At 41.3% G+C, this 23,039-nt stretch carries 25 protein-coding genes and 1 pseudogene; 8 read left to right on the forward strand and 18 right to left on the reverse strand.

The window, feature by feature from the left end:
* Positions 1-4 precede the first annotated feature (4 nt).
* From tatA to AAEY75_RS12930, 10 genes are all read right to left on the reverse strand, one after another.
* Positions 5-289 carry a Sec-independent protein translocase subunit TatA gene (tatA, locus tag AAEY75_RS12885; RefSeq protein WP_110922569.1) on the reverse strand — a complete coding sequence of 95 codons (285 nt, stop codon included), beginning with the start codon at positions 287-289 and terminating at the stop codon, positions 5-7.
* 80 nt (positions 290-369) lie between these two features.
* Positions 370-3,000, reverse strand: coding sequence for a copper-transporting P-type ATPase (locus AAEY75_RS12890; RefSeq protein ID WP_352259756.1), 2,631 nt, complete (start codon positions 2,998-3,000; stop codon positions 370-372).
* A gap of 115 nt (positions 3,001-3,115) precedes the next feature.
* Positions 3,116-3,295, reverse strand: coding sequence for a hypothetical protein (locus AAEY75_RS12895; protein ID WP_110922567.1), 180 nt, complete (start codon positions 3,293-3,295; stop codon positions 3,116-3,118).
* Between the two features lie 129 nt (positions 3,296-3,424).
* The gene (locus tag AAEY75_RS12900; RefSeq protein WP_110922566.1) at positions 3,425-3,910 is read right to left on the reverse strand and encodes a DUF305 domain-containing protein; all 486 of its coding nucleotides are present in this window, start codon (positions 3,908-3,910) and stop codon (positions 3,425-3,427) included.
* A gap of 27 nt (positions 3,911-3,937) precedes the next feature.
* Complete coding sequence (locus tag AAEY75_RS12905) at positions 3,938-5,206, reverse strand: copper resistance protein B (RefSeq protein WP_352259757.1); 1,269 nt, start codon at positions 5,204-5,206, stop codon at positions 3,938-3,940.
* A gap of 25 nt (positions 5,207-5,231) precedes the next feature.
* The gene (locus AAEY75_RS12910) at positions 5,232-6,932 is read right to left on the reverse strand and encodes a copper resistance system multicopper oxidase (RefSeq protein WP_352259758.1); all 1,701 of its coding nucleotides are present in this window, start codon (positions 6,930-6,932) and stop codon (positions 5,232-5,234) included.
* Positions 6,933-7,029: 97 nt separating this feature from the next.
* Positions 7,030-7,677 carry a DUF411 domain-containing protein gene (locus AAEY75_RS12915; protein WP_352259759.1) on the reverse strand — a complete coding sequence of 216 codons (648 nt, stop codon included), beginning with the start codon at positions 7,675-7,677 and terminating at the stop codon, positions 7,030-7,032.
* A 139-nt stretch (positions 7,678-7,816) separates the two neighbouring features.
* The gene (locus tag AAEY75_RS12920; RefSeq protein ID WP_352259760.1) at positions 7,817-8,410 is read right to left on the reverse strand and encodes a c-type cytochrome; all 594 of its coding nucleotides are present in this window, start codon (positions 8,408-8,410) and stop codon (positions 7,817-7,819) included.
* 90 nt (positions 8,411-8,500) lie between these two features.
* Positions 8,501-8,779 carry a hypothetical protein gene (locus AAEY75_RS12925; RefSeq protein WP_352259761.1) on the reverse strand — a complete coding sequence of 93 codons (279 nt, stop codon included), beginning with the start codon at positions 8,777-8,779 and terminating at the stop codon, positions 8,501-8,503.
* A 176-nt stretch (positions 8,780-8,955) separates the two neighbouring features.
* Positions 8,956-9,240, reverse strand: a complete 285-nt coding sequence (locus tag AAEY75_RS12930) for a hypothetical protein (RefSeq protein WP_102093213.1) — start codon at positions 9,238-9,240, stop codon at positions 8,956-8,958.
* 243 nt (positions 9,241-9,483) lie between these two features.
* Between AAEY75_RS12930 and AAEY75_RS12935 the strand changes: the two genes are divergently transcribed.
* Both AAEY75_RS12935 and AAEY75_RS12940 read left to right on the forward strand, forming a co-directional pair.
* The gene (locus tag AAEY75_RS12935) at positions 9,484-10,203 is read left to right on the forward strand and encodes a heavy metal response regulator transcription factor (protein WP_352259762.1); all 720 of its coding nucleotides are present in this window, start codon (positions 9,484-9,486) and stop codon (positions 10,201-10,203) included.
* 1 nt (position 10,204) lies between these two features.
* Positions 10,205-11,695, forward strand: a complete 1,491-nt coding sequence (locus AAEY75_RS12940; protein ID WP_352259763.1) for an ATP-binding protein — start codon at positions 10,205-10,207, stop codon at positions 11,693-11,695.
* 270 nt (positions 11,696-11,965) lie between these two features.
* On the opposite strand, the gene AAEY75_RS12945 is transcribed toward AAEY75_RS12940, so the two are convergent.
* Positions 11,966-12,484, reverse strand: a complete 519-nt coding sequence (locus AAEY75_RS12945; RefSeq protein ID WP_352259764.1) for a MarR family winged helix-turn-helix transcriptional regulator — start codon at positions 12,482-12,484, stop codon at positions 11,966-11,968.
* Between the two features lie 171 nt (positions 12,485-12,655).
* On the opposite strand from AAEY75_RS12945, the gene AAEY75_RS12950 reads away from it, so the two are divergent.
* The 3 genes from AAEY75_RS12950 (at position 12,656) to AAEY75_RS12960 (ending at position 15,136) form a co-directional block, all read left to right on the forward strand.
* Positions 12,656-13,618: a DMT family transporter gene (locus AAEY75_RS12950; RefSeq protein WP_352259765.1), complete on the forward strand. Its 963-nt coding sequence runs from the start codon at positions 12,656-12,658 to the stop codon at positions 13,616-13,618.
* A gap of 79 nt (positions 13,619-13,697) precedes the next feature.
* Positions 13,698-14,861, forward strand: coding sequence for an MFS transporter (locus AAEY75_RS12955; RefSeq protein WP_352259766.1), 1,164 nt, complete (start codon positions 13,698-13,700; stop codon positions 14,859-14,861).
* 77 nt (positions 14,862-14,938) lie between these two features.
* Positions 14,939-15,136 carry a recombinase family protein gene (locus AAEY75_RS12960; protein WP_502944409.1) on the forward strand — a complete coding sequence of 66 codons (198 nt, stop codon included), beginning with the start codon at positions 14,939-14,941 and terminating at the stop codon, positions 15,134-15,136.
* A 1,000-nt stretch (positions 15,137-16,136) separates the two neighbouring features.
* Here the strand turns inward: AAEY75_RS12960 and AAEY75_RS12965 are convergent.
* The 7 genes and pseudogenes from AAEY75_RS12965 to AAEY75_RS12995 all read right to left on the reverse strand — a co-directional run.
* Positions 16,137-16,492 (reverse strand): annotated as a pseudogene (locus tag AAEY75_RS12965) (transposase); the annotation flags it as partial.
* Positions 16,493-16,819: 327 nt separating this feature from the next.
* The gene (locus AAEY75_RS12970) at positions 16,820-17,722 is read right to left on the reverse strand and encodes a haloalkane dehalogenase (RefSeq protein ID WP_352259767.1); all 903 of its coding nucleotides are present in this window, start codon (positions 17,720-17,722) and stop codon (positions 16,820-16,822) included.
* A gap of 2 nt (positions 17,723-17,724) precedes the next feature.
* The gene (locus AAEY75_RS12975; RefSeq protein WP_352259768.1) at positions 17,725-18,432 is read right to left on the reverse strand and encodes a DNA alkylation repair protein; all 708 of its coding nucleotides are present in this window, start codon (positions 18,430-18,432) and stop codon (positions 17,725-17,727) included.
* A gap of 79 nt (positions 18,433-18,511) precedes the next feature.
* Complete coding sequence (locus AAEY75_RS12980) at positions 18,512-19,156, reverse strand: SDR family oxidoreductase (protein WP_352259769.1); 645 nt, start codon at positions 19,154-19,156, stop codon at positions 18,512-18,514.
* A gap of 80 nt (positions 19,157-19,236) precedes the next feature.
* Positions 19,237-19,977, reverse strand: coding sequence for an SDR family oxidoreductase (locus tag AAEY75_RS12985; RefSeq protein ID WP_352259770.1), 741 nt, complete (start codon positions 19,975-19,977; stop codon positions 19,237-19,239).
* 10 nt (positions 19,978-19,987) lie between these two features.
* Positions 19,988-20,899: a haloalkane dehalogenase gene (locus AAEY75_RS12990; protein ID WP_352259771.1), complete on the reverse strand. Its 912-nt coding sequence runs from the start codon at positions 20,897-20,899 to the stop codon at positions 19,988-19,990.
* A gap of 60 nt (positions 20,900-20,959) precedes the next feature.
* Positions 20,960-21,340, reverse strand: coding sequence for a hypothetical protein (locus AAEY75_RS12995; protein ID WP_352259772.1), 381 nt, complete (start codon positions 21,338-21,340; stop codon positions 20,960-20,962).
* A 43-nt stretch (positions 21,341-21,383) separates the two neighbouring features.
* On the opposite strand from AAEY75_RS12995, the gene AAEY75_RS13000 reads away from it, so the two are divergent.
* The 3 genes from AAEY75_RS13000 to AAEY75_RS13010 all read left to right on the forward strand — a co-directional run bounded on the left by AAEY75_RS13000 (position 21,384) and on the right by AAEY75_RS13010 (position 23,002).
* Positions 21,384-22,028 carry a TetR/AcrR family transcriptional regulator gene (locus AAEY75_RS13000; protein ID WP_352259773.1) on the forward strand — a complete coding sequence of 215 codons (645 nt, stop codon included), beginning with the start codon at positions 21,384-21,386 and terminating at the stop codon, positions 22,026-22,028.
* A gap of 185 nt (positions 22,029-22,213) precedes the next feature.
* Positions 22,214-22,540 carry a hypothetical protein gene (locus AAEY75_RS13005; protein WP_352259774.1) on the forward strand — a complete coding sequence of 109 codons (327 nt, stop codon included), beginning with the start codon at positions 22,214-22,216 and terminating at the stop codon, positions 22,538-22,540.
* Positions 22,541-22,621: 81 nt separating this feature from the next.
* A complete protein-coding gene (locus AAEY75_RS13010; protein ID WP_352259775.1) occupies positions 22,622-23,002 on the forward strand; it encodes an MmcQ/YjbR family DNA-binding protein in 381 nt (126 codons plus the stop codon).
* Positions 23,003-23,039 lie beyond the last annotated feature (37 nt).

Genomic DNA, 23,039 nt, shown 5'->3' on the forward strand with positions numbered 1-23,039 from the left:
GCCTTTATACTTTTTGCTGATCATCAGTGGTGACAGGACTGATTTCTGTATCATCAGCCTGAGCCCCTACCTGTGTATTTGAACCATTGTTTGAAACTGGTGTACTATTTTCATGGTCAAGTGAACGATTATTGCGAGCACGCGAAGTTTCTTCATCTTTGACTGCTTCTTTAAAACCCTTTACTGCACCGCCTAAATCTTTGCCAGCATTTTTAAGCTTAGTAGTGCCAAATACGACCACCACCACTACTAATAAAATCAGCCAATGTGTAATAGAAAAACTGCCCATAACGTGATCCTTATATTTTAAAGTCTTGATAAGACCAGTATGTGTATGTGTGCTTTAAGACCCTCTTTACCGTACAAAAATTACAGTTTCAAGCGACGCAATCTCAGCGCATTGCCAATAACAGATACTGAAGACAGACTCATCGCAGCGGCTGCTATCATTGGACTGAGCAACAGCCCAAAGAATGGATACAGAACGCCTGCCGCAAGCGGTATACCAAGCGCATTGTAGATAAACGCAAAAAACAGATTTTGTCTGATATTTTGCATCGTAGAATGACTCAGTTTATGGGCTCTGACAATTCCCATCAGATCACCCTTCACTAACGTGATGCCAGCACTCTCCATAGCCACATCTGTTCCTGTGCCCATGGCAATGCCAACGTTAGCCTGTGCAAGAGCGGGAGCATCGTTAATACCGTCACCCGCCATAGCCACGACCTTGCCGCTATTTTGTAGCTCTTTGATAATACGGTTTTTGTCTTCTGGAGAGACGTCAGCATGTACCTCATCAATATTTAACTTACTGGCAACGGCTCTAGCAGTTATTTCGTTGTCACCTGTTAGCATGACCACCTTTAGTCCAGCCTGATGCAGTAAAGATATCGCTTCGCTAGTACTCGGCTTGATCGGATCAGCGACTGATATTAAACCAGCAGCTTGGCCGTTTACTGCTACAAACATTACCGTTTCGCCGTCTTTTCTGCGCTTATCAGCACGTTCTGAAAGCGTACTGTCAAAGCTATCAAGACGTTGCATGAATTTTGAGTTGCCTACAGCGACTTGCTTGCCATTGACCAGTGCCTGCGCGCCTTCGCCAGTGGTTGAGCTAAAATCACTGGCTTTAGCAATATCAAGAGATTTTTCCTGCGCAGCTTTAACGATAGCTTCTGCCAAAGGATGCTCGCTGGCAGTCTCTACCGCAGCGACAAGTATAAGCAGTTCATTTTCATCTAAGCCACCAAGTGCTTCGATAGCAGTGACCTCTGGTTTGCCTGCGGTTAATGTTCCCGTTTTATCGACAACGATGGTATCGACTTTTTCCATGCTCTCTAACGCTTCAGCGTTTTTGATAAGCACACCATTCTGAGCACCCTTTCCGGTACCGACCATAATCGACATAGGCGTGGCGAGTCCTAACGCACAGGGGCAAGCGATGATTAACACTGCAATAGCGTTGACCAGTGCAAAAGCCATGGCAGGCGCAGGCCCAAAGATAGCCCAGACGATAAAAGTTATGATAGAGCAGATAAGGACAATTGGCACAAACCATCCAGCCACCTTATCCACCAGTTTCTGTATTGGTGCGCGACTGCGCTGGGCTTCAGCAACCATTTTGACGATCTTGGACAGAACCGTGTCATCACCCACGTCAACCGCTTCAATCAGTAGGGTTCCCGTGCCGTTTACCGTGCCACCAGTAACCGTATCGCCTTTTGCTTTAGAAACCGGAATAGGTTCCCCCGTTACCATCGACTCATCGATACTGCTACTGCCTTCAAGCACAATACCATCTACAGGGAGTTTCTCTCCTGGCTTAACCCGTAATTTGTCGCCACTGATAACTTCGTCAAGGGAGACTTCTGTCTCAACGCCTTGCTCATCTACCCGCCTTGCATTTGGTGGTGCCAACTCAAGAAGAGCACGAATTGCGCCAGAAGTCTGGCTTCGGGCTTTAAGCTCTAGCACCTGACCTAGTAGTACTAACGTCGTGACAACTGCTGCTGCTTCATAATAAACACCGACTCGACCGGATGCATCCCTAAAACTGTCTGGGAAAATGCCCGGAATAAAGGTTGCTATCAGACTGAAACCAAATGCTGTGCCTACACCTATCGCAATTAGGGTAAACATATTTAGGTTGCGACTTTTTATGGATTGCCAACCTCGCACGAAGAAAGGTGCTGCTCCCCATAGCACCACTGGTACCGCAAGCGTAAACTGTATCCACTGAGCAATCTGCCCAGCGATATCACCCTGACCGCCTTGAATGAAGCTGTCTAAATTTATACCTACCATATCGCTCATTGCATACAAAAACAAAGGGACGGTCAGCACGGTACAAATCCAAAAACGCCGAGTCATGTCATCGAGCTCTGAGGTATCCTCTTCACCAATAGCAACAGTCTCTGATTCAAGTGCCATACCACATATGGGACAACCACTATTCTCAATATCTCTGACTTCGGGATGCATGGGACAGGTATAAACGGTTCCGCTGTAGCCAGCTGGCACTTTATCGTACTTGCCGCCTTTTATAGAGTTTACCTTAGTACGGTCAGTATCCTTTCCATGACGGTGTGCATGACTGTCTTCATTATCATTTGAATCAGTAACCTCGCCCTCAGGTTTGAGAAACATACCGCATATTGGGCAATCGCTTTTTTCCACATCTCTCACTTCGGGATGCATAGGGCAGGTATAAACGGTACCGCTATAATTTTCCGGTACTTTGTCGTACTTACTTTCTTTAGTAGGATGGGCCTCGGTATTTGACGGACTATGACAGCTTGTATGGTCATCTTTCATTGCTACCATCTCGACAACAGTGTCTTCAGGTTTAAGAGACATTTTGCATATGGGACAGCCGCTATCTGTAACGTCTTTCACCTCTGGATGCATCGGACAGGTATAAACAGTTCCGCTGTAGCCCTCTGGCACTTTGTCGTATTTACCGCTTTTGATATGCGCTTGCTTGGCCACATGTTTCATAAAAACTACTCCTTGAAGACCATAAGTAAATATTCTGATTCAGTCATATCAACCGCTGATAGCCGTTGTCTCTACTCTTACTTTATACGCTTAATAACTTATCTAAGAATAAGACTCAATCTGGTTTACGCAGGTGTTTGAGTAGCGACATAATAATTAATATCAATATGGCCAAAAACAGTAGGGCAAATACTAAACATAGAACCATCATCCCCCAGCTCATCTCGTGCATCATCGATCCATTCATGAGGCCATCCATAGGCCCGCTCATCATACCGTGCATCATAATAATCATGATGAGTACTCCTTACTTGTTATTTCCTTAGTATAAGTAATGATATAGTACTGGCGTGTGAACATATACCTTTCAATAGGCTACTTACTTAATGATACCTAATACAGAGTGCTCAGAATTTGTGACTGTTTATTCCAACTCATCAATTAACTGTTTCATTTCATCAATTTCACGTTTTTGTGCTTTTATAATATCGTCAGCAAGCTGCTGTACACGCGGATCTTCAATATCAGCACGACTACTGGTGAGAATAGCAATCGAGTGATGCGGTATCATCGCTTGCATCCAATCGACTTGATCCACAGTTGCTTGTGATCTAACGCCCCAAATACCGACGGCAAACATTAATACGCTTAGACCATAGACCATCAAATTGACCTTGGTCTTCTTATACATATTGGTCATAAATGCCAACATGACCACTGCCATACCAGCACCCATGTAGAGCGCCATATAAGCTCGGGTTTCACTAAAATAAATATGATCCCATTCATAAGTATTGAAATACATCATGATGTACATCACAATCGTAGACGTCACAATCATCAGGGTGAACTTTACATACGGGTTCATGCCCTGTTGATGATTCATGGTGCTTTGATCTGAAGTATTCATAGTATATCTCCTATTATTTTAATAATATTAGAACCAGAATTTGACCCCCGCAGTCAAACTACTGCTATCAACCGATTCATCTTCTTGACGTCGTTGACCACGAGCCTTGCCAAGCGCTGTCTCATAACTAAAGCCTACATAAGGTGCTAGCTGGCGACTAAACGTCTCATAAGTCAGCCTAACCTCAGCTTCCATCTCATTAAAGCCTTTGGTAATGTCATTATCATGGTCATCTTTACTAAAGGCAGTCAATCCCACCTCCGGTATGACCACCCAATGCTGATCCAAACGCCATTCGTACTCTGCGCCCAGATCAAGACGAAGTTGACCATCGGTATATAAGTAGGCTCTCACATCTGTTTCGATGAAATACGGCACGGTGCCGACAATACCTGCCATAAGGGCAGATTTATCGTTTTCAGTATCGTAAGCGACACCAGCTTCACCATTCCAAAAAATGCTCAGTGGTTTCCAATAAGCAAGCGAGCTCAAGCTATCGATTTCTTTATCATCTTTAGTCTGAGCACTACCTTCCGTGCGTAGCCTTATACGATTGCTATCAGTACCATACCAACCCGTCGCCTCGAAGTTGATTTGATCTTCATCAAACTGATAGCCCAAGTCGTCTACTGACACTCCCCATAATGGCATGCTGCCCATCATCATTGGCTTACCATACTGTCCGTAGGGAACCCCATTTGAATAGTCTGGACTGCGAGCATCGGCTGGTGGCTGCCCACCTTGCATACCAGACATATCCATGCCGCTATGATCCATACCAGACATATCGCCTGACATATCCATGCCACTGTGATCCATATCAGACATGTCGCCTGACATATCCATGCCACTGTGATCCATATCAGACATGTCGCCCGACATATCCATACCGCTGTGATCCATACCAGACATGTCGCCTGACATATCCATGCCGCTATGATCCATATCAGACATATCACCTGACATATCACCTGACATATCCATACCACTATGATCCATACCAGACATATCACCTGACATATCCATGCCACTGTGATCCATATCAGACATATCCATGCCTGACATATCCATGCCGCTATGATCCATGCCAGACATATCACCTGACATATCCATGCCACTGTGATCCATATCAGACATATCCATGCCTGACATATCCATGCCAGACATCATATCGCCCGACATATCCATGCCGCTGTGATCCATATCAGACATCTCAGCAGCTGTTGCAAAAGATGATGTGAGCAAGACTAGCGATGACAAACCAACGAATGGCAGATTTTTCTTAAATATTTTCATAATAAGCCTCATATTTGAAGGTTTGTTAAACGACAGCAACTTCTCTGAACATACCGGCTTCCATGTGATAAAGCAGATGGCAATGCCATGCCCATCGTCCAAACTCACCCGTCACATCAAAGCTAATCTTTTGCGCTGGTTGCACCACAATCGTATGTTTACGTACCTGAAAGTCTCCAGATGGCGTGCGCAAATCACTCCACATTCCATGCAGATGCATCGGATGATTCATCATCGTGTCATTGACTAAGGTAATACGTACGCGTTCGTTAGGCTTAATATTGACAGGGGTTGCATCTTTAAACATAACGCCATCTAAGGCCCAAATATAGCGCTCCATGTTACCCGTTAAATGTAGCTCGATCTCTCTAGTAGGCTGGCGCTGCTCCGCAAATATGGCCTCATCGACAGAGCGTAATTGGTCATAAGTCAAAACCTTTCTATCAATCTCACGCAGGTTGATACCGGGGTCATCGAGGTTCATACGTGGACTGTCGACACGCATATCAGATTTAAAGTCATACTCGGTCTTAGCATGCTTTGCGTTGTAGCCTTTGTCACCCATCGCACCCATCATATCGGCCATGGTCAGCCATTCGATCTTATCCATAGCAGGTATTGCAGCACGAGCGCCTTTCTTGGTTGCAAGCGTGGTCGCGACATAGCCCGAACGATCGATATTTTGGGCAAATATCGTATGCGCGTCTTGAGTAGGCGTGACAATGACATCATAAGTCTCAGCCACCCCAATGCGGAAATCATCAATCGCAACGGGTGCGACGTCAATACCATCTGTTGCCACCACAGTCATTTTGAGACCCGGTATACGCACATCGAAGATGGTTTGCGCTGAGCCATTGATAAAGCGCAGTTTGACAGGCTGTCCCGCTTTCACTAGCTGTGTCCAATTGGCTGCGGTGGTTTTACCATTCATAAGGTAAGTAAAGGTTTTTTCACCAGATAGATCGGTGAAGTCAGTCGGCATCATGCGCATCTTATTCCACATTTTGCGCTTGTCATGAGCGGCTTCTAGATCTGTTGCTGCAATATCGGCCAGCAGTTTCTTGAAATCTGGTAAATGATAATTGTCAAAATCTGCACGCTGTTTGAGCAGCTTTAGTAGATTGTGCGGGTTGCGACTGGTCCAATCACTGAGCACAATAACATGGTCTTCCTCGATTGGATGACGCTCACGCCCTTTGGGTTCAATGACGATAGCGCCGAGCATACCGGTTTGCTCTTGGAACCCACTGTGTGAGTGATACCAATAGGTGCCTGATTGCACAAGTTTGAATTTATAAGTAAAGGTACTGTTCGCAGGAATACCATCAAAGCTGATACCTGGCACTCCATCCATCTCAAACGGTACGAGCAAACCATGCCAATGAATAGAGGTCGACTCATCCATCTGATTATGAACACGGATGGTTACTGTATCGCCTTCACGCATCTTTAGCGTCGGTGCTGGTAGCGAGTCATTAATGAGTGTCGCCATGCTCTTTTTACCGTTCACAATAGCGAACTGTTTACTGACGTATAAGTCAAACTCTGTACCGGTTAGGATGGGTACGATATGGTCAGCTTTATCACTGTTGACGGCTACATCTTGTTGCCCATTACCGAGGGCACTATTGGCAATAGACGGCAGCGTAGATAGCATGGATGCCCCTAATAAAGTAGAAGACCCTGTTAAGAAACGCCTGCGATTGAACATATTCTTGTTCATAATAATTTACCTAACTTAATCCATGAAATGAGTGTTGGCTCTCTATATCTGGCAGATTTTGATAAAGCAGAATGAGCTATGTAATGTTTTAATCAAACTATATCTGCTGCTGAGGAGACTCAATAGTGGCATAAACTTCTGTGGTGCCGTCTTTGTTAAGCTGCATCACTTTATACGGCATAAATTTATCTTGATACTCCATACCAGGGCTACCAACTGGCATACCAGGTACGGCAAGACCAATGGCATCACTTGGCGGGTTTTTCAAGAACTGCGCTATGTGCTTAGCAGGGACATGGCCTTCAAAGACAAAGCCATCAGTCGTCACGGTAGTATGACAAGAGCGCATTTGCTGTGGTACACCATAACGATCCTTAAACAAAGATACGTCGGCAACATCATGGGCAACTGCGCTTAACCCATTGTCTTCTGCGTGGCTGACCCACTCTTTACAGCAACCACAGTTGGCGTCTTTATAGACGGTGGCTGACACATTTCGTAAAATAGTTGACTGGGTATCTGAATGAGCACTGACAGGTATTATTTCGGCTTGTGGTTGCTCTATTAGCGCTGTTTTTTGCGTAGCGGCAGTTGGCTCAGTCGCTGGTGTTGCGTCAGCAGCAGTGGCGTTAGGTTGACTACAAGCGGCAATCGTTAACGATAATGGCAATACCACGATCGCTGAGAGCACACGACCAGATATCTGATGATGTGCATTAATAAATCTATTAGTATAGCGTCTCATAAAACCACTCCTAAGCGTCTGTCTGACGATCAAATTTATAAAAATCAAAGCCGTATTACTGAGTCATGTAATACTGGTATCACTTAAAATGACAATCGCAAAAAGCAGCACTATTGAGCACTGCCTCTCTTACAAAAAATCAATGTTGCATGCCCGATCTATCACTTGGCATATCCATCTCACCATCAAATGACATGTCCAACATATCATCGTCTATCCTAGTCGTTAACATGGTGTACTGGGCTTCATTTAATTCAGGTAACGATCTGATAAAAGCAACCATTGCCCACATCCTATCATCATCATGCGAAGCACCCCATGCGGGCATGCCTGATGCCATAATACCGTGTTTAATGGCCCAAAAGGCTTGCTGAGCACCGGCATCGGTCTTATAGCGTTCAACCAATGCAGCACTGGTAAAACTGGGCGGCTTTGGATATAAACTTTCGCTAAAGTCAGTTTGTGCCACTCCCGGAGACAAGTGACAACCTGCACACATATCTTTATAGTCTGCCCCGCCCGAGCTGATCATTTCTGTCTTTTCTAAGTTTGGAACCGCAATGTCCTGACTAGCATTTTCTATTGAACGCGTGCGGGCCGTTTCTAGAAAATCGTAAACCAGCGGACTATGGGCTTGATCAGCGCCGATATTTATCACGCCACTAGTCACCACAATAAAAATGCCCACAATAGCGACAAAGACAGTAAAAAGTATCCCTAGTAAAAACTTCATAGGTTTGTCCTAAAAATCCATTTTTGTTAATACCTAACTACGGCTCGACAAAACCATCTAACAACAATGTTGAATTTCTACGATCAATGTCTAAGAGTCACTTTTACTAGTAACACAGTGCTTTTGGTACATCGCTTTCATTTTGCTCATGTTAGTCATCATGGCTTTCATAGCAGGATCGTTCATATCCATTTTGCTATGATCCATTTTGCCCATCATCTGCATGTGCTTTTCCATTTTTTCACAATTCATCTGATCTTTTTCAGCATGCATTTTTGGGTCATGCGCTAAAGCAGAGGTTGAAACAACTAAGGCTATAGCAGTTGCTACGATTGATTTAGACAGTGGTATTGATTTGAATAGTGACATGGTAAATCCTTATTTTATTTGGTATGAAGTCGAAAAACTTTAAAATATTAAGTTACTTTAAAGCATACTTTATTGATTCTGACAGAGAGATGACAGCAAGATTACAATTCTGTCATCTTGCTATTTATGGTTTTTAATATTGTCATCAATCCTTTAGTATGACATCAGAGCTGATACTACTTATCGCTACCATATTTGTTAATGAAGTATTTTTCAGACTGTAGATGTTGATCTTTGTGTTCAATCTCACAAGCCACTCTAGCATCGATATAGCTTTTCATTTGGGCGCTAGAAAGCTGAGCATCGTTATGATCCAAGTTTTTTGCAAAGTCAGTAACAGCGTCGCAGTTATTGATGATTGAAGTACTCAGATCAGTAGTATGCGCATTAGCAGTAGTAATACCGATAAGTACAGATACCGACAGCAGTACTACTTTTTTGAATGAACCGTGTATTTTCATATAAAGCCTCTTTTGTAAGTTGTTAGGTGTTTGAGTTATTAGGTCATTAAATTAATGACCTGTAAGAATAATTCATAGCTGCTAGATATTAGGAACGAGCCACTATGTTTCATTTATATAGATTAGCAAAAGAAGACTGACAATCTGATTACGAGGACATGACATCTTTGTCAGCTAGCAGTCAATGTTGTCATCTGTGCTGGTTAGAACATTAAACAATCATAATCGTACTGAGAAATTACAATGAAAGTCCTACTGGTAGAAGATGAGTTGAAGCTTGGCGAGTATATAAAAAAAGGCTTAACCGAAGCCGGGTTTATTGTTGATCATCACCTAACTGGTCTAGATGGCTATCATGCATTGATGACTGAAGAATTTAGCGTGATCCTAATGGATGTGATGCTGCCTGATGTTAGCGGCTTTGAGCTGGTTCGCAATTACCGAGCAGCGGGTAAGCAAACGCCTGTACTCTTTCTAACGGCAAAAGATGACTTAAGCGATAAAATAAAAGGGATTGAGATTGGGGGTGATGATTATTTGACCAAACCTTTTGCGTTTGCAGAATTGATCGTCAGAATAAAGAGTCTATTACGACGCGCCAATCAAGCCGACTATCAAAGTACGATCCTACAAATAGCAGATCTCAAGATGGATATTGCCAAGCGCACTGTATATAGAGGCGGCAAGCCTATTAAGCTCACGGCAAAAGAGTTTTCCTTACTACAGTTTTTATTAGAGCGCCGAGGTGAAGTGCTACCACGTACCGTGATCGCCTCCCAAGTATGGGATGTGAATTTTGATAACGATACCAATGTGATTGATGTGGCGATCAGGCGTCTTCGTATAAAAATAGACGATGATCATGAAGCAAAGCTCATTCATACTGTGCGCGGCATGGGCTATCGATTAGAGGCGCTGGCTACTGAGGTTCAAAGTGATGCGGACGGAGACGATTCTAAATAGCATGAACCATACACTCAGAAACCGGCGCTGGTCACTGCTATGGCGAACGATTTCCTTATTGACAGTCTTCGTTATTATCTCTCAGGTCATCATCTATGCGTGGGTGCAGCGCTCTGTGAGTGGACACTTTGAGCAAATGGACTCAGAGATTATTACCCATGCGGCTTTTAATCTGCGTAAACGCATGGTTAGTGTTAACGAGCCTATAGAACCATTCACAGTATCAAAGTCTACTGTGTCAAAGTCCCAATCACTCATTGATGACAATCACTTGCATTCCTCTTGGCTGGATTATGATTTAAAAACCTTAGTAGCAGATAAAAAAGGCAAGTTATTATCCAGTGACCCCAGTAACTTCATTCATAATTTGCCAGCCGATTTTAGCTTGTTATCACTATGGCAGGAACATCACGATCAGCAGTTTATGATCAAGATAAACAATAGGCATTACCGAGCCATTATTATTCCAAATCAAGAGATTTTGGCGTTTATTGCTCTACCTACCGATGTGCATCATCAATATCTTATCCAGTTTAATCGCCAGCTGAGCTTGATACTCACAGCCATCACCTTGTTGTTGGTTTCAGTAGCGGCATTAAGTGTGTATTGGGGGTTTGCGCCGTTGGCCACTATCGTACAAAAAATGAAAGGCATAAACCTGCAAAGGTTAGATGAGAGAGTGTCGGTTGGCGATATGCCGTTAGAGCTGCGGCCACTAGCAGAGTCTTACAATTCGATGATGATCAAGCTTGAAAGCAACTTTGAATCATTATCACGGTTTTCAGACAATATCGCTCATGAGCTACGTACGCCAATAGCGACGCTGAGTACACAAACGCAGGTCATGTTAACTAAGCCAAGAGAAGGCGACGAATATATCGAGCAGCTACATCATCAGCATGATACGTTAGAGCAGTTATCCGCCATGATTAACAATATGCTGCTACTGGCAAAAACCCAGAAAGGGTTAAGTGACTCGCAAATCAGTCACGTGGATACGGATAGCTTAATCACCAAGCTCGTTGATTACTATGAAATGATTGCCGAAGATCGAGGGATAACTTTTGAGAAATCGGGTGATTTTGAAATGGTGTTGGGTGATGAAGGCTTATTGCAACGACTGTTTGCCAACCTGATATCAAATGCCATTTATTATGCAGCTAGTGATAGTACTATCATGATATCCGCTACAATCTTCACCTCAACCACCTCACTTAATGTGACTAAAGACGAGGTTCGACCCTCAAAGCAGCAATGGTTAAGGATAGCGATGACCAATCGTTTAGACAAACCATTAGATCAGAGAGAGGCTGATAAATTATTCGAGCGATTCTATCGTCATGATAAGACTAGTCATAAGTACGCAGGTACAGGATTGGGATTGTCTATCGTGCAGGCCATCGCTAATGCCCATAAAGGTAGAGTGAGTATTACTATCAAAGAGGAGTATTATTTTGAGGTTAAGGTGGAGTTGTTGATGGCCAAGTATTAACCCCTCTTCATACTATGAAGCTTGGGGTTTAGAAACGATAAGTATCGATGGATCAACAAAATATTGAGATAGGTTTGCTTATATTGTGAGAACAATAGCGGTTCCCTAGTTAGGACTTGAACTGTAGGCTGTGGGCTAGTGGTAGCAATGTTTTAACTCACTAAAATAGTCACGGTGTACTTCGTGATGTACATGTAGTGAGTTTTTCCATAGTAAATTTAGTTATTTTAGTTGATATGATTTTTATCTCTATATAAAGGTAAATACAATCTAGTCAACAGGTAGTTGACTCTCAACCTTCCTTAGTAACAAATTGATGATAAGCAGCTCTTCTTTACTAATATCCTTCATTAAGTCATTCTCTAGTTGCACATGTGATACGACTGCTATATCAATTAACTTAAGACCTTTAGGAGTCAGTTGAACTAATAAACTTCGCTTGTCCTCTATGTTGTCAATGCGCTCAATAAATCCCTTCTTTTCTAAATGCTGTAAGCGATTGGTCATCGTACCAGAACTGACCATCATGCTATCAAATAAAACAGTTGGGCTCATTAAATATGGGGTTCCCGCGCGTCGCAATGTTGCCAACACATCAAATTCCCAGCGTGATATTTGATAATTTATCTTATAGTTAGCAGATAACTTTCGCATTAATATCACTTCTAACCGCTTTATACGCCCTATAGTCTCCATTGCCAACAAGCTATCAGAAGCAAATCCTTGGTTTTGCCACTGACTAATAATCTTCTGTACCGCATCTTCCTGTATACACTCTTCAGTTTGCATTAATTTACTCCTCGTTACGATCAAAATATTTATGATTTTGGAGATATTAAAACGTCTGTTCCTACTGAGAAACTGCTTATAAGCAGTAATAATAGCAATATTTTTATCTTGACATCAAGATATTAAATGGTATTCTGACATCAAGGTCATTTCCAGCCGTTAGGATATTATATGACTAAGTTTACAGAGCGAAATAGCTCTCCTTGTAGAAGTGTATGGCTAGTTCCTTTAATTTGTCTTCTAGTTGGAGGCTCGTTACTTGGTATCTCTACCAACGTTGCAAAATATGCGGGTGAAATCGCTTTATCTCCGCTTGCCTTTTTATTTTGGTCAATTGCTGGTGCTGCCACAATCTTGTTAGTTATTGCGTTACTACGCCATGAACTTCCACCTCTCAATAAACGCAGCTTTGAATATTACTTTATCTCTGCTTTGGTCAGCGTTGCAGGCTCTAACTTACTTTTCTTCTCCGCTATTCCCCATGTCGGTGCCGGTTTTGTAGCCCTAATTATATCCTTACCACCGCTTCTCACCTATCTTGGGGCGCTAGCGCTAGGAATGGAGCGATTTCAGACGGTTCGAGCTCTTGGGGTTGCAGCTGCACTTGCCGGTGCAGGTGTGCTAGCTGCCCGTAAATTTTCTGCACCAGATGCCAGTGTGTTTTGGATTTTGATAGCACTCTGTGGCCCTGTTTTGCTCGCTATCGGAAATCTCTATCGTACATTGCGTTGGCCGGAAGGAGCGTCTCCCAATGCGCTTGCTCCAGGCATGCTGATTGCGGCTGTAGTCTTACTGGGCGCAACAAGCCTTCTACCGGACTTCTCACTTACTGCTCCACTGGGAAGTTTCCTGCCACTTGGTTTAATTGCCTTACAGGCCTTCATATTCGCCGGTCAGTTTCAATTATTGTTTCTACTTCAAAAAACGGGGGGTCCGGTTTTACTTAGCTTACTGGGGTCTGTTGGCGCAATTGTAGGTGTGCCTGTCGCTGTTTTTTTACAAGGTGAGTCTCCACCGGACGGACTCATTCTAGGTGCATCTTTGATTGCACTCGGTGTTGCACTTGTTACATGGGGTGGTATGAAGATGATGACATTATCAAAACAAAAACTTGAAGTGACTAATAAAACTTAGGAAGTTTGATTTTTTAAATATTGATGATGCATCAACTTATAACTAAAAAAGAAATACAACCAAGAGAGTGAGATAGAAAATGAGTAAGTTTAGTTATAATCAATGGCTACTAGCCACCATAATAATACTTGTAGGTCTTAATCTTAGACCTATTATGGCTTCCATATCTCCAATCATACCCGTTTTAATAGATACTATAGGAATCAATAATCAAACTGCTGGATTATTGACTACTTTGCCAGTTGCGATGATGGGTTGCTTTGCACTTTTAGGTCCTAGAATTCAATCTAGAGTAAGCGAGTATATAGGTATATTAGCGGGGTTGTTGGCGATAGGAATTTCTTGTGGCTACCGATTTTTTGCTGACTCTACGTTACCTCTATTGCTGACGTCTCTCATTGGAGGCATTGGTATAGCAGTCATCCAAACTTTGATGCCCGCTTACTTAAAAAGAATTTCGCCAGACAATGCTAGCGTTTTTATGGGATTATTTACAACAGGCATTATGGCTGGGGCTGCGATCTCAGCTGCTACAACCTCTCCATTAGAAGGAGCTTTTGGATGGAATGCTGCTTTATCAATTATGGCTATCCCTGCCATATTGGCAGTTATACTGTTTTCCTTTGGTATGCCACATATTAAAAGCCGTGGAAACAGTTATTTACCTCTACCTATAAGATCTAAAAATGCATGGCTGTTAATGCTTTTCTTTGGCATAGGAACAGGCGCCTATACATTGGTTTTAGCTTGGTTACCGTTAAATTACACTCAGCTTGGGTGGAGTAGAGATGCTTCTGGCGCTTTACTAAGTATTTTAACGGTAGCAGAAGTGATTTCTGGTATTCTAATTTCTATATTTATCAAAAAATTTACCGATCGCCGAAAGCCATTGTTTGTCACTCTATCACTCATATTAGTTGGTCTAGTACTGCTTATCTATATTCCCTCAAAGCTTGCTTTTTTAACGGTGATAATTTTAGGACTGGGGATTGGTGCTTTATTTCCTTTATCTTTAATCATAGCGCTTGATTATGCCTCTAATGCCAAGCAAGCTGTGACTTTATTAGCTTTTGTGCAAGGTGGTGGATACTTAATTGCATCCACATTCCCATTCATGGCTGGTGTTTTAATTGATGCTTCAAGTGATTTAACGGGAGCGTGGATTGGCATGATTATTGGAGTTTTACTGTTATTCACTATTTGTAATAAATTCTCTCCACAAGACTTTGTAGTTCGTTATTAGTATACCCCAAGGGAACCAGCTATTTCACCCTTCAAACCTATTAATAGACTACTTATAACAGACTATTTTAGGTGTTTATGTTTATCAGAGCGTATCTACGAGCGTCTACCAAAGAACAAGACGCTAAGCGTGCCAAAAGCGAACTCATAGCCTTTGCCAACGATCATGGCCACAAGATTGCCGCCTTCTATATCGAAAACGAATTAGGAGCCATCTTGGTGCGACCCAAGCTTATGCAACTGATTGAAGATGCTCATATCATAAGGGCGATGTGATCTTAGTTGAGCAAATTGGCCGATTGGCGCGTTTGAACCAAGCTGATTGGGATACTCTCAAAAGAATGTTATCAGCAAAAAAGCTATCTATCTTAAATAACTTTGATATTGAATGTTCAGTGAGCATCGTAAACGTCAGTCATCCGATGACAGTATGAAATAATAATGACTGGCAGTTCTGATGTAATTCGTTGGCAAAACGAATGTAATTATCCATAAGCTGCTGATTCGCTTGCCTATCAAGTATTCATTGTCGAAAATTCAGATTAAGTAGAACATTTCATTACATTATTCACGCTAGTATTCAACTAAGTTACCACCAATACAATTAGCTTGAGATGCGTTAAGAGACGTTTAATACACGTAAAATAATGGATTAGATATGACGGAAAGAGTAACCAACAAAGCAATTTTCAGTAGTAGAATTTTTTCAATTAATTATGTCACCTACCCTACTAACCACAGCGTTATGAAGCACTGTGATCCCGTGCAAAAAGGCCGTTATTACAAATTAAACTTTGTCTTAATTCAGCCTAAAGTTGGTGGTGTGTTCGAGTGTTCAAACTGCATTATAAACCTGTTTGACAGAGTTTATTTTTTTCGTCCCGATAAGTATGAGCACAGTGTTTCACGAATTCAGTCTGGTAAACGCGTGTTATTGAGTTTTGCTTTGAATATTTAGCCAAAGCTTATTAAAGCTGGGCGAACTGTCAAATTATTTTCCTTAAGATTTTTATTGGTAAAACCTGTTATGTTATATAGTTAGTCCTAAATAAAAAAGGTACAAATATAATCATGTAATACTGGCATGCATTTTCTTGCTTGCTGTGCCTACGCAGACTGCGCAAAATGTAACCCATATCGCTGTATTTATTTTATATTGGATCGACTATAGAGTGTTTGATCTGGCAATGTTATATCTGCTTTACTAAGCGCATAGGTCGCCGTCAAAGTGGCAAAATGGTTGTCATACTTAAAGCTACACTCAGGCGACAAGTGCCCCATAACTACCTCTATAGTCATCAATAAACTGAACCATTATCTGGGTGGGCGGCCCATCTCCGCCTGGACGAAAAAAGCAGCAGCCTTACCTATAATCTTGTTGGCTTGCTTGAGTTCTCTATTCTCGCGTTCAAGCTCTTTGATGCGCTCTTTTTCACTTTGAGCTTGCACTGAGGCAGGAATGGTTTGATCGATGTGCTTTTTATGCCACGATCGTAAGGTTTCAGGTGTGCAGCCAATCTTAGGGGCTATGGTTTGAATAGCTGACCATGTGGAGGGGTAATCGCCAGACGCTTCAATCAGCATGCGAACGGCGCGTTCTTTCATCTCGGGGGTGTAGGTTTGTCTTTTCATTCTCGTATTCTCTCAGAATGTTAAGTCTCCGACAATCCCGGGGCGGTTCACATGACTGGTATCGTCGCATCAACAAGTAGTTTTAGGTACTAGCTAATTATCAGCACTTTTTTTATCCATGTAGACTTAATTTCATTTAAGTCTACTTTTTGAGCAAGCAGCTTATACGGCGTTTTGGAAATAATTATGAAAAGCATGAAGCATTTAGCTAATAAAGAATTAAGGTTGCCGTGGTCAAATAAATGTGCTCATGGTTCCGTAGTCTACCCAATATAACGCTTAAGCATTTTTCCTATTTGACCACTCGCTCCTATAATTAATATTTATTTATTTATTTAAAATATTTTTATACCAATCGATAATACCTTCACCAATTTCGTGTGGATGTGACTCTTGTAGAAAATGCTTCCCTTCACCTAAATCTACTGCAGTAATATTTTTCCACGTTTCAGCGATATGCTCACCTAATTCTCGATTAATGATTAGTCCTGGCTCTGCATAAAATAACAACTTAAGCACATCTGAATTTTTGTGGTACTCATTATATGAATTAACAATGTCAGTGGTAAATTTTGGGACGCCATCAAACGAAATTTGACCAGGCCACATAAGCAGTGGTTTACGGCTCTTTTCTTCCAAATAAGGCGCTCGGTAATGGTCCATTTCTTCTTGAGTTAATTCTCTGCCCGCCATCATGGGTAGCATAGCCTCAATAAAGAAGTTGTTTTTAACAATCATTTCATGCCCTTCTGCAGGGTCACGAAATTTTTTAAATAATGTTTCTGTCTCTTTAGTCGTATTTTTCCAATAAGAAACTTGAGACATAGCTTCAAAAAAAACAATCCCTTTTACATTTTCTCTATGCTGATTGGCATAGTTAAAACCTAAAGCAGAACCCCAATCTTGAATGACTAGAATGATGTTTTTCAGCCCTAAGTTTTCAATAAACGCATCCAAATAGGTAATATGGTCTTCAAATGTATAATCTATATCGGGCTTGTCAGACTTACCCATTCCAATAAGATCAGGAACAACCACACGACCTAACGGACTTACATGCGGAATGATGTTTCGCCATAAATAACTTGATGTAGGGTTTCCGTGTATGAGTAAAAAAGTATCTTTTGAATTTTTGTCTCCTTCATCGACATAATGCATTTTAGAATCTAATACTTCTTGAAATTTAGATTCAAAAGGAAACGCTGCTGATATTTGTTTGTTGTTTGACATATTTATTCCTTTTTAAATGTTTTTTTGCGGTTTAAAACTCTTGCTGCTTTTCTAATTTGCTTCAGTTTTTCTCGTTTTGCTTTATCCCATTTTTCTGTACCCGCGCTATATCCATAAGCACAAATTTTAGTTGCGTTCTTAAATAGAAATTCTTCCTGCTCTTTAGGGTATATATTTCCTATTTCTCTAAGAGTCCAACCCACGCCTTTCTCCACATAATAAGCGTGGTCAGAAATTAAAGGTGCTACCAAATCTATAAGTACTTGAAAAGGTAAGTAGTGTTTTCTATAAGCGCTATAATAAAGTAAACCCACTATGCTTTGTCTTCTATGCCATGGGTTTTTAGACGTATTCCATTTTTTATACGTTGGTAAAATTAGTGCTGCATCATATTCTACTAATTGAGCATAAATTTTTGAAATACTATCGCTTGTTTCCCATCGATTAATTTTGTCTTGCCATAATTTAATCGTTGGCCAAGCGGCCAGCATTTCATCTTTGTTTTTAATATGCTCCTCCAAGAAATACAAACAAAACATTTCTGCTCTATACACTTTGGTGTTAGTCCAGATATAACTCCATATCGCTAGTTGTTTATCAAAAGGCAATTGCTTAAAAGAAAAACCTCCTTCAAAAGCTTTTCTTTGTAAAGGAACGGTTTCACCTGCTTTAGAAGTGATTGTTTCTATTTCTTGAAGGTAGTTTTGCATATTATTTAAAACTCTAATATTAATAGCTTCTTTCGCTAATATATTATTTTATAGTGGTTAGCGAATCGTTGGTTATAAATTAATTGCTAGCGGTTAATGCCGAGCTAATCACTTCATTACCATGATAAAGTTCAAATATCTGGTTACTGACTTCGTCACGATTAATGCAATACTCTATTGATTTAGCGACATCTTCTCTGCTAATGAATAGATCATTTGTAGAAGTCGAACGCGTGGTTGTTATGAGCCCGTTGCTTTTATCATTCGTAAGGAGTCCCGGTCTAAGAATGGTGTAATTTAGACCACTGGATAATAGACACTGATCCGCAAAATGCTTTGCCACCAAATAGGGTTTTATTTCTGATTCAAATTCGTCAGGGTCTTGTGCGCCTAAACCACTTACCATTACAAAATGTTGTATACCTTCCTTTAAAGAATAATCAACTGCTTTTTTTGCTGCCCATAAATCTATTAAAAGTGTTTTATCGTCGCCTGTATTACCGCCAGAACCTGCACTAAATACTACTTTATCGCAGCCCTTAAAAGCGTGTTCAAAATCAGTTTCAAGATCGCCAATAACAGCCTCTACACCCATATTTTCTAACTTCTCAGCTTGTTGTTTGCTACGAACCATTGCGACAACTGGGCGATCCTGATTGTGAAGCAACTCAACCACTATTTTACCAATCTGGCCATTAGCGCCAATAACGAGTGTTTTTTTCATTTTTTATACCTTTTAAAGCAACTGTTTCACGTTGACCTGCCAAACAAAATACAAAAAAGGCAGGATCAACTCACATTAGATTAGAAGTCTTGAATAGTTGGTCTGATAATAATTTCGTTAATATCGACATCATCTGGTTGTTCAATCGCATAGGCGACAGCTTTGGCAATAGATAACGCTGGAATGGCGTCTTTATAAATATCTTTAACAAATTGAGAGGTGGCTTCATCCGAACTACCGAATTTTAATTCAGAATCAATTAAGCCGGGTGATAATAGCGTTGTACGTATATTGCCACCCACTTCCGCTCTCAATCCTTCTGTTATCGCTTTAACCGCAAATTTTGTACCGCTATAGACAGCCGAACCCGGTGAAACTTTATGTGCAGCAACGGAAGCGAGATTAATAAAGTGACCACTATTTTGTTTGGTAAACACGGGAAGTGCAGCGGCGATACCGTAAAGTACTCCTTTGATATTAATGTCGACCATGCGATCCCATTCATCAATCTTAACCTCAGCCATCGGAGCAATCGACATCAAGCCGGCATTATTGATCATCACATCTAAGCGCCCAAAAGTCTCAATTGCCTTGTCGACAAGCATTTTAACCTGATCGGATTTGGTGACATCCATCGTGACATATTCAGCTTCGCCACCTTGAGCACGAATATCATTTACGATAGCTGCTAGTTTTTCACTACGACGCGCACCCAATACGACTTTAGCGCCTTTTTGAGCCAAAAAACGCGCAGTTGCTTCACCTAAACCACTGCTTGCACCCGTTATAACAATCACTTTATTTTCAATATTTGTATTCATTGGATATAGCCTATTTATTATTCATTTCAAAGTGAACAAGCGCTTTCTCTGCAATTTCAACACCGTATTCTTGAACAAAGTGTCCTGCTTCTGCAATTTTTAAGGGCTCAGGGCAGCCTTTAATAAAGCTTCTTAAGTACTCCATCGGGCCTTCGCCTAATGCCGTATCTTTCATGCCAATAGCCATGAAGCTTTGACCGTTCCACTCTTTTGACCAAAACTCTCTTGAGCGTTTTCCAAGTTCAACACCATCCATTGTTGGCTCTACAGGCACCATGGCAGGAAAGCGTCTTACGCCTGCTTTATAGCTGTTATCTGGAAATGGCGCGTCATAAGCAACAACATCCATCACAGATACGGCTGGCCCTGCGTCACATGCAAATAAACCACCTACTGGAATTTCGGGCACATTGGCGCACATATCTCGCCACTGATAAAACCCTTCAGAAGCGGTTTCACCCACCGCTATTGCCGTGTTCATAACAATCAAATTTTTGAATCGATCTTGCATATCCATTGGGATTGTTAACCCTAGAATTCCGCCCCAATCTTGACAGACCAGCGTAATGTTTTTCAGATCAAGGCGTTCAATCAATTGCATTAAACTGTCACGGTGAAAATCAAAGGTATAGACCGATTCATCAACGGGTTTATCTGAACGACCAAAGCCAAACAAATCAGGCGCAACAACACGATGACCAGCGCCCGTAAATATAGGAAGCATTTTTCTATATAAGTAGCTCCATGAAGGCTCACCGTGTAAACATAAAAAAGTGTTTTCAGATGAGGAATCACCCTCGTCGATGTAGGCCATGCGTAAAGACTCAAAACCAGCTAAATCATCAATGTAGTTAGGTTGGTAAGGAAAAGCCGGTAATACAGAGAATCTTTCTTCTGGTGTTCTTAGTGCTTTAATCGTCATAATATTTTCCTGAAAGTAGCTGATTTAAGTTTGCTTAAGTTAATGTTATCAATGCTAAAGTTACTGGGTTTTGCCTAAAAATAGCGATTTAAAAGACAGTCCAGATACGCGCATACTGCCAATGATGTAAACAAAGGCGGTAATAAGATCCATGACTGAAATAAAGATAAATACCTTTGGAGCCAAGCCTAATGAAGCGGCATATGTAACAATGATAAAGCCGACCATTCTTACCAATCCGTTCCAAACAATAAGAGGGGCACGGATTTTAATGTCTGAAGTAGCCCAAAGTAACGCAGCGCCCATAAGCATAAAAGATACGCCCAATACCACCGTGATAATTAACGTGTCTGCTTGAGGTGCCATAAGCGCTGAAATAATCATGCCTAGTGCGATTGGAAAGTTGAATAGCGCCGTAATTTGTACGAATTTTTTAAACATTTTCAGTTCACTTATTTTATTTTTATGAAGTGATCGCTTCACAATGGAATTAATTAATATTATTTTTAAGGGCCACAGAGTGAAAGCAGGACGAAAAAGAGCGTTTGATAAAGAAGTCGTTTTAGATAAAGCGATGCGGTTATTTTGGGCCAATGGGTACTCGGGTACTTCTGTTGCTAATCTTTCTTCTGAACTTGGCATTAATACGTCGAGTTTGTACGGAACGTTTGTCAATAAAGAGCAATTGTTCAAAGATGCTTTGGCACATTATCAAAAACAATATGTAGAAGTTAACTACAGACACCTAGTAGAGCCATCAAATGCAAGATTAAAGGAGCGGTTACAAGCTTGTTTCTATGGACTTATTGAGCTATTCACCAGCGATGAAACGCCTCGTGGATGTTTGCTTGTAAAGAGTCTTAATGAATCAGATAGTGTTGCGTTTCCAGAAGATGCGGTTGTTTATATGAAGAAATTAGGAACAGAAACTCAGCAAATATTGACAGGTTTATTCGCGTCTGGCATAGCGAAGACGGATATGCCCCAAGGCCAAACAGCTCAAAAACTGACTAACTATCTTTTATCAGTAAGTTATGGGCTGGCTGTTCAAGCAAAAGCAGGTCAGACAAAAGATGAGTTAAAGTCAGTCCTTGATCATACTTTGAATTCTATTTTTGGTTACTCTTAATTCAATAATTTAGATTGTTGCATGCATTACAGAATCTATTTTTTAATTAGCCATAAAAAATCAGAATAGACACGATATTTATGAATAACACATTCAAATTTAAACAATTCATTGTCGTTATGTTACTAACGAGTATTTGGATCCACGTTGCCGAGGTAGCAAGAGCTATTTTAGTCGCGTTTCCTATGATGGAGGCCTTCTATGCCGGAAAGTTAGTCGTTGGGCCAATGGCTGTCAGTAATGCATTGATATGGGGAATATGGGATACCATACTGGCGAGTACCTTGGTATTTATTTACTGGTTGTGCGCTCAAAGCTTTGGTCACAATGTAAAAACGATTGTTATATCAGCCACTGTTACTTGCATGGCAACGCTGGGGGGATTTTGGATAGGCTCTGTAAACTCAGGATTAGGAACGTGGGAAATGGCAGTTACTTTGGTCCCAATCGCATGGTTTGAAATGCTCATTGGCGCATTTTTAGCCAGTAGGTTATATGCGCGTTATCGCTAAAATATAAAGCGCGCTCATATCTTTATAACTCCATATTATGGGCTCTATAGCCAATAGATTATACAAACGAAGATCGACAAGATGAACTACAAAGAATTTAATGATTTCTGCCGCGCATTACCAACGACTACCTATGTAATGCAATGGCATAATTCTCATGTGTGGAAAGTCGGTGGTAAGGTTTTTGCTATCGGCGGATTGGGAGGAGGATTGGGAAAAGATGACAACCCAGCATTTATTTTTAAAGCCTCTGAACTTAACTTTCATTTTCTCAGTGAAATACCTGGCTATAAGCCTGCACCATATTTTGCTTCTCGTGGAATGAAATGGATACAACACTACGAAAGCAACGATGATACTGATAACGACTTATCATATTACCTTAAAGCGTCTTACCGGCTTGTTTCATTAGGCCTGACAAAGAAAAAACAAAAAGAGCTCGGTTTAAACCAAACCCCTTAAAACAGATTTAGATTTGCGCAGATATTCGTTAACTATC

This window comes from Psychrobacter sp. TB55-MNA-CIBAN-0194 (assembly GCF_040309505.1).
Taxonomy (GTDB): Bacteria; Pseudomonadota; Gammaproteobacteria; order Pseudomonadales; family Moraxellaceae; genus Psychrobacter; species Psychrobacter fozii.